The 7,269-nt window shown below is 74.3% G+C and carries 5 protein-coding genes; 1 reads left to right on the top strand and 4 read right to left on the bottom strand.

Annotated elements, in window-relative coordinates; genetic code table 11:
- Nucleotides 1–75 precede the first annotated feature (75 nt).
- The 4 genes from SSBG_RS35235 to SSBG_RS28905 form a co-directional block, all read right to left on the bottom strand.
- Nucleotides 76–912, bottom strand: coding sequence for an ABC transporter ATP-binding protein (locus SSBG_RS35235; RefSeq protein WP_037870859.1), 837 nt, complete (start codon nucleotides 910–912; stop codon nucleotides 76–78).
- On the bottom strand, nucleotides 909–2,729 hold the full coding sequence (locus SSBG_RS35230; RefSeq protein ID WP_050776840.1) for a dipeptide/oligopeptide/nickel ABC transporter permease/ATP-binding protein: 1,821 nt from the start codon (nucleotides 2,727–2,729) through the stop codon (nucleotides 909–911). The genes SSBG_RS35235 and SSBG_RS35230 overlap by 4 nt, the downstream gene beginning before the upstream one ends.
- The gene (locus tag SSBG_RS28910; protein ID WP_008749573.1) at nucleotides 2,726–3,721 is read right to left on the bottom strand and encodes an ABC transporter permease; all 996 of its coding nucleotides are present in this window, start codon (nucleotides 3,719–3,721) and stop codon (nucleotides 2,726–2,728) included. The genes SSBG_RS35230 and SSBG_RS28910 overlap by 4 nt, the downstream gene beginning before the upstream one ends.
- 247 nt (nucleotides 3,722–3,968) lie before the next feature.
- The gene (locus tag SSBG_RS28905; protein ID WP_008749572.1) at nucleotides 3,969–4,889 is read right to left on the bottom strand and encodes an SGNH/GDSL hydrolase family protein; all 921 of its coding nucleotides are present in this window, start codon (nucleotides 4,887–4,889) and stop codon (nucleotides 3,969–3,971) included.
- A gap of 284 nt (nucleotides 4,890–5,173) precedes the next feature.
- On the opposite strand from SSBG_RS28905, the gene SSBG_RS28900 reads away from it, so the two are divergent.
- Nucleotides 5,174–7,255 (top strand): beta-glucosidase family protein, encoded by a 2,082-nt coding sequence (locus SSBG_RS28900; protein WP_037870855.1) that lies wholly within the window; start codon nucleotides 5,174–5,176, stop codon nucleotides 7,253–7,255.
- The last annotated feature ends 14 nt before the right edge of the window (nucleotides 7,256–7,269 follow it).

The raw sequence follows: 7,269 nt of genomic DNA, 5'->3' as shown, positions 1-7,269 counted from the left end.
GAGTCGGAGGCGGGGCGGCGCCGGGCGGCGCGGGCCGCGACACGGGGGGCGGGCGCCGCGGAGGGGTGTGGCGGGTCAGGGGGTTCGGAGGGCGGCGCGCTGCGCCCGGCGGTCGCGCTGCCGGGCGACGTCGGCGACGGGGGCGGAGAGCAGGAGGGTACGGGTGTAGGGGTGTGCGGGGGTCGTGGTGACGGGCCCCGCGTCGCCGGTCTCGATGATCTCGCCGTGGTGGATGACGGCGACGCGGTGGCTCATGCGGCGGACGACGGAGAGGTCGTGGGAGATGAAGAGGTAGGCGACGCCGGTGCTCTCCTGGATGTCGAGGAGGAGGTCGAGGACGGTGGCCTGGGTGGTGAGGTCGAGGGCGGAGACGGGTTCGTCGCAGACGATGAGGCGGGGCCGGAGCGCGAGGGCGCGGGCGATGGCGACCCGTTGCCGCTGGCCGCCGGAGAATTCCCGGGGCAGGCGCCCGGCCGCGTCGGCGGGCAGGCGGACCTGGTCCAGCAGGCGGGTCACGCGGGCGCGGGCCTTCGTCGCGTCGCCGCCCTGCGCGAGGAGGGGTTCGGAGAGGGTGTCGCCGATGGTGCGGGAGGGGTTCAGGGAGGTGTAGGGGTCCCGGAAGATGACCTGGAGGTCGCGGCTCAGGGCGCGGCGCCGGGCGCGTCCCGCGTCGTGGACGGGCTCGCCGTCGAAGGTGATGGTCCCCGCGGCGACGGGGACGAGGCCGAGGATCGCCCGGCCGATGGTGGTCTTCCCGGAGCCGGACTCGCCGACGAGGCCGAGGGTCTCGGCGTGGCGGACGTGGAGGTCGACGCCTCGCAGTACGTCGGTGCGCGGGGCTCGGCGGCCCTTGCCGGGGAAGGAGACCCGGAGCTGGTGGACGGTCAGGAGAGCGTCGGGGTGTGCGGTCATGCGGGGACGCTCCTCGTGGGGCGGGGCTGCCAGGGCTCGCGGGCCGGTACCGCGTCGAGGACGGCACCGAGCAGGGTGCGGGTGTAGGGGTCTCGCGGGTGGTGGAGGACCTGCCCGGTGGTGCCGGTCTCCACGATGCGGCCGTCGTTCATCACGGCGACGCGGTCGCACAGGTCGGCGACGACGCCCAGGTTGTGGGTGACCAGGAGGACGCCGAGGTCGCGTTCCTCGCGCAGGCGGCGCAGCAGGTCGAGGATTTCCGCCTGGAAGCGGACGTCGAGCGCGGTGGTGGGTTCGTCGGCGATGAGCAGGGCCGGGTCGCAGGAGATGGCCCCGGCGATCAGGACGCGCTGGGCCATGCCGCCGGAGATCTCGTGCGGGTAGCGGCGCATCACCTCCTCGGGGGCGGGGATCTCGACCTGGCGGAGCAGTTCGGCGGCGCGGTGTGCGGCCTCCCGGCGGGTGAGGCCGAGGACGCGGCGTATGGGCTCGGTGAGCTGGCTGCCCACGGTGAAGGCGGGGTCGAGGTTGCTCATCGGTTCCTGCGGGATGTAGGCGACGGTGGTGCCGCGCAGGGTGCGGTGGGTGCGTTCGGGCAGGCCCGCCACCTCGTGACCGGCGAGCAGCGCGCTGCCCGCGCTGAGCCGCCCGCCCTCGGGGAGGAGGCCGAGGAGGGAGAAGGCGGTCTGGGTCTTGCCGGAGCCGGACTCGCCGACCGGGCCGAGGATCTCGCCGCGCCGCACGTCGAGGTCGACGCCGTGGACGACTTCCTTGTCGGTGCCGTCGGGGCGGCGGTAGGCGACTTTCAGCCCTCGGACGGACAGCAGTTCCGCGCGCTCCCCGCCGGTGGCGGACGGTTCGGGTGCGGGCAGTCCGGGTGCGGGCGGGGCGGGGGCTTCGGCGCGACGGCGCCGGGCGGGTGCGGGGGCGCGGTCCTCCAGGGTGTCGCGCAGGGCGGCGGCGAGGAGGACGAGGGCCGCGTTGGTGAGGCCGAGGGCGAGGCCGGGCCAGAGCAGCAGCGCGGGGGCCCGCTGGATGTTCTGGAACGCCTCGTTGAGCATGGCGCCCCAGGTCGCCGCCGAGCCGCTGCCGATGCCGAGGAATTCCAGCCCGGCCTGGAGACCGATGGCGACCCCGGCGACGAGCGCGGTCTGGATGATGATCGGGCCGCGTACGACGATCAGCACGTGGCGGGCGACGATGCGCCGGTCGGAGAGCCTGGAGACGCGGGCGGCGTCCACGTAGAGCTCGCCCCTGACGTCGGCGACGATGCCGCGCACCAGGCGGTAGAAGCTGGGGGCGGCGAGGACGCCGAGGACGATCATCAGGACGAGGACGTTCGGGCCGAGGATGGCGCGGGAGGCGAGCAGGACGACCATCGCGGGCAGTGCCATCACGAGGTTGACGGTCCATCCGGCGGCGGCGTCGAACCAGCCGCCCCGGTACCCGGCGTGGAGGCCGGCCGGGACGCCGAGGAGCAGGGCGATGCCGAGGGCGACGCGCGCGCCCCCGAGGGTGTTGCGGCCCCCGTACAGCAGGCGGGAGAGGATGTCGCGCCCGGCGGAGTCCGCGCCGAGCGGGTGGGCGCCGCCGGGGTGGGCGAAGGCGTCGGCGAGCGTCGCGTCGGCCGGGCCGTGGGGTGCGAGGAGGGGCGCGAGGAGGGGCGAGAGGAGCGCCGCGAGGACAAGGGCGCCGAGCACCAGCAGGGAGACGGCGGCCAGGGGATTGCGGACGAGGCGTCCCGCGGTGCCGTGTCCCTTCCCGGCCGTCGCGGGCGTGGTGACGGGCGGCACCCGCTGCCCGGGGTGGTCACTCATGCGATCCGCGCTTTCGGGTTGAGCCAGCCGATCATGATGTCGACCAGGAGGTTGATCAGGACGACGCCGATCACGGTGAGCATGACGAGCGCCATGATCACCGGGATGTCGCCGCGGGTGGTGTAGGCGACGGTCATGCTGCCGATGCCGGGCAGCCCGAAGACCTGCTCGACCAGGACGGCTCCGCCGAGGAGGCCGACGAACTGCATTCCGAGGACGGAGAGTCCGGGCGCGGAGGCGTTGCGCAGGACGTGCTTGAGGACGATCCGCCGGGGGGAGAGACCGCGGGCGCGCAGGGTGCGCACGTAGTCCTGGCGCATCACGTCCACGACGGCGCCGCGCACCTGCTGGGAGACGCCCGCGACGGAGGCGATGGACAGGGACGTGACGGGGAGGGTGATCGTGGCGAGCCAGCGGGTGGGCGATTCGGTGAACGGGGTGTAGCCGATGGCGGGGAACCAGTCCAGGCGCACGGCGAGGACGAGGACGAGGACGAGGACGAGGACGAGGACGAGGACGAGGACGAGGACGAGGACGAGGACGAGGACGAGGGTAACGAGGAAGCCGGGCAGTGCGTAGCCGACGACGCCCAGGATCTGGACGAAGCGGTCGGCGGCGCCCCGGCGTACCCCGGCCCACACGCCGAGGAGGAAGGCGAGGACGGCGGTCACGAGGGTGACGCCGGTCATCAGGCTGAGGGTGACGGGGAGCCGGTTGGCGACGGCGAGAGTGACGTCCTCGCTGGAGAACCAGGAGGTGCCGAGGTCGCCGCGGAGCGCGTGGCCGAGCCAGTGCAGGTACTGGCTCAGGACGGGCTGGTCGAGGCCGAGCGCGACGTTCTTCGCGTCCACGTCGGACTGGGGCGCTCCGGAGCCGAGGATCTGGCGGCCGATGTCCGCGTCGGGGATCGAGAGGAGCAGGTAGGTGAGCAGGGAGATGACGAGGAGGAGCACCGCTCCGCCCGCGATCCTGCGCGCGATGAAGTTCAGCATGGGGTCTCGGTGTCCGTGACCGGCGGGTGATGGGGCCTTGAGGCACCGCGCCGGAAGTCGTGCCGTCCGCTACGGGCGGCGGTGGAGGGGATCGCTGTCCGCGCCGTGGCGCGGGGCGGTCGCGGGAAGGGCGTGTTCACGGTGGTCCTGGGCTCGGTCGACGGTGGGCGGCCCGGGTCGGTGCACGGGAGGGGCGGAATTCCCGGGGCCCGGGCTTCGCGCGGTGGGCACCGCTCTTTGGGGGCGTTCAGTGCGTGAGGAGCCGCGTGAGGGTGTCCGCCGTGCTGCGGTGGTAGGCCGCGTTGGGGTGGAGCCCGGAGCCGGCGGCGGTGTCCGTGGGTTCGATCCAGCGGACGCCGGCGGGCTCGCAGGCGTCGTGACCGGTCGAGGGGGTGTAGGTGTCGACGTAGGTCGCGCCGTTCGCCGCCGCCTGCCGGGCGAGCATGGCGTTGAAGTTCTTGATCTTGACGCGGAACCAGGGGAAGTCGCCGACGGCGAGCGGCAGGATGTCGCGGCAGGCCGAGCCGTCGTCGGGCACGATCGCCGGGTAGCCGACCAGGAAGATCCTCGCGTGCGGGGCCTTGGCGCGTACGGCGCGCAGGACGCCCGCGATCCTGGGCGCGGTGGTGTTGACGCGGGCGTCGATTTCGTCCGTGCCGAAGAGGGTGTAGCTGGCCTTGCACGGTGAGCCCTGGGGGGCGAGGTGGGCGAGGAGCACACAGCGGGCGACGGCGCCGCCGATGCCCATGTCGTTGCCGCCGATGCCGACGGTGACGACGTCGGTGTCGGCGCGGACGGCGTCGATCTGCGGCGAGGCGGAGCCCTGGGGGCCCGCCACGCGCGTGGTCTCCGCGCCGCCGCAGGTGACGTCGGTGGTGGCCGTGAAGGGGAGGGAGGCGGCCAGCAGGCCGGGGTAGTTGTCGCCGGAGCGGGCGCAGAAGGTGTCGGTCTGCGGGGGGATGCCGGCGCCGGAGCTGTAGGAGTCGCCCAGTGCGGCGTAGTGGCCGAGGGTTGAGGGCCCGGTGTCGGCGGAGGTCTCCGGCGTGGCGGCGGAGGTCTGGGTGGCGGCGGCGAGAGCGGTGGCGGTGAAGCCGGCGATCAGTACGGCGCGGCGTGACCGGAAGGGGGCCGGGCCGGTGGAGCCGGTCCGGGCGTGGCGCAGCTTCATCGCGGTACCTCTTCTCGTGAGGGAGGGGCTCGCGGCATCGGCTCCCGTCGGGGGCCGGCCGAGCCCGGAACCCGTAAAGCGATCGGTTTCTCGCCGTCAATGGCCGGTGCGTGACGGAAAATCCATCGAGCGCCTTCGGCACGCGCACCTCTCGACGCCAAAAAGCGATCACTGTATGGTTTTGAATTGGCGACGGAGCCCTGGAGCCACCCAGCGGCCGTCCGGCGCGAGCGACCCGAGCGCGGACCATGTCCGCACACCGCACACGACCCGGGGCAGATTCCATGACCGCACACCCACCCGTCCCCTCCCCGCACTCCCCCGGCACCGGTCCAGGAGCGCTCACGACGGCGCAGATGGCCTCGCTGACGAGCGGCGCGGGGGACTTCGTCACCGAGGCCGCCGGGCACGTCCCGGCCGTGTCCCTGTCGGACGGGCCGCACGGTCTGCGGCTGCCGCGGGAGGCGGGGGACGGCGGCCAGCTCTCGCTGCGCAGCGCGGCGCCCGCCACGTGCTTCCCGCCGGCCGTCGCGCTCGGCAGCAGCTGGGACCCCGCGCTCGCCGAGCGGGTCGGGGCGGCGATCGCCGCGGAGGCGCGGGACCACGGCGTGCACGTCGTGCTGGGGCCGGGGGTCAACATCAAGCGGTCCCCGCTGTGCGGGCGGAACTTCGAGTACTTCTCGAAGGACCCCCTCGTCTCGGCGGAACTCGGCGGCGCGATGGTGCGCGGTCTCCAGAACGCCGGGGTCGGAGCGGCGCTCAAGCACTTCGCCGCCAACAACCAGGAGACCGACCGGATGCGGGTCAGCGCCGACGTGGACGAACGGCCCTTGCGGGAGATCTATCTGCGGGCCTTCGAGCGCATCGTGCGCCGGGACCGGCCCTGGTCGGTCATGGCGGCCTACAACGCCGTCAACGGGGTGCCGCTGAGCGAGAACCGCCGGCTGCTCACCGCCGTCCTGCGCGAGGAGTGGGGCTTCGACGGGATCGTCACGTCCGACTGGGGTGCCGTGCGGGACCGCCTCGCGGCCCTGCGCGCGGGGCTGGACCTCCAGATGCCGGGCACGCGCGGGCGTACCGACCGCGAAGTGGTGCGGGCCGTCGAGAACGGCGGGCTTCCTCGCGGGGAGCTGGAGGCCGCCGTCGAGCGGCTCGCCGTCTTCGCACGGCGGGCGACCGCCGCGGGCGGGGACGCCGGGCCGGTCTCCCACGAGGCGCACCACCGGCTGGCGCGCGAGGCCGCCGAGCGGTGCGTCGTCCTGCTCAAGAACGACGGCGCGCTCCTGCCGCTGGACCCGGGCGCGGGCAGTGTCGCCGTGATCGGCGAGCTCGCCCGTACCCCGCGCTACCAGGGCGGTGGCAGCTCGCAGGTCACCCCGACCCGGCTCGAACTGCTCGCCCGGGTCACCGCGGCCAACCCCCGTACCGCGGTGGTGCTCTCGCACGGCGGTGTCGTGCGCACCTCGCCCTGGCAGGACACCGTTCCCGCCCTCGTGGAGGGCTGGCTCCTGGGCCAGGGCGGGGGCCACGCGCTGGCCTCCGTCCTCTTCGGTCACGCGAACCCCTCCGGACGCCTCGCCGAGACGATCCCGCTGCGTCTGGAGGACAGCCCCTCGTATCTCTCCTTCCCCGGCGAGGAGGGCCATGTCCGCTACGCGGAGGGCGTGTTCGTGGGCTACCGGGGCCACGACCGCCGCGGCGACGAGGTCGCCTTCCCCTTCGGCCACGGCCTGTCCTACACGACGTTCTCCTACGACGGGCTCCGGGTGGAGCAGCTCCCTGACGGGACACTCGACGTGCGCGTCACGGTGACCAACACCGGCGCGCGCGAGGGGCGCGAGGTCGCGCAGGTCTACGTACGGGCGCCGCGCGGGTCCCGTGTCGCGCGCCCCGTCAGGGAGCTGCGCGGCTTCGCCCGCGTCGACCTGGAGCCCGGCGCCTCGCGCGAGGTCCGTGTCCTCGTGGACCGCGCGGACCTCGCGTACTACAGCGAGCGCGAGGCGGGCTGGTGCGTGGAGGGCGGTACGTACGTGGTGGAGGCGGGCGCCTCCTCGCGCGACATCCGCGGGCAGGTGGAGGTGGCCGTGGCGGGAGACGTGTCCGGGGCCGCGCTGTCGGGGCGCGACACCCTGGGCGAGTGGTTCGAGCACCCCGTGGGCGGTCCGCTCCTTCGTGAACTCCTCGCCCACGGCGGGGAGCGGAGCGGGGCGGGGGCTCTCGCCGATCCGGCCGTGCGGCGCTTCCTGGCCGGCATCCCGCTGGACGTCATCGCTGACTTCCCGGGCAGTCCGGTGCCCCTCTCCGAGGTTCCGGCGCTGTGCGAGCGGGTGGCGCGGGCGTCGGCGGCGGGCGGCGCGCGCCGCTGAGCGCACGGCGGAGG

It is taken from the genome of Streptomyces sp. SPB074 (genome assembly GCF_000154905.1).
Classification (GTDB): domain Bacteria; phylum Actinomycetota; class Actinomycetes; order Streptomycetales; family Streptomycetaceae; genus Streptomyces.
This window is presented reverse-complemented; position numbering and strand designations above follow the sequence as displayed.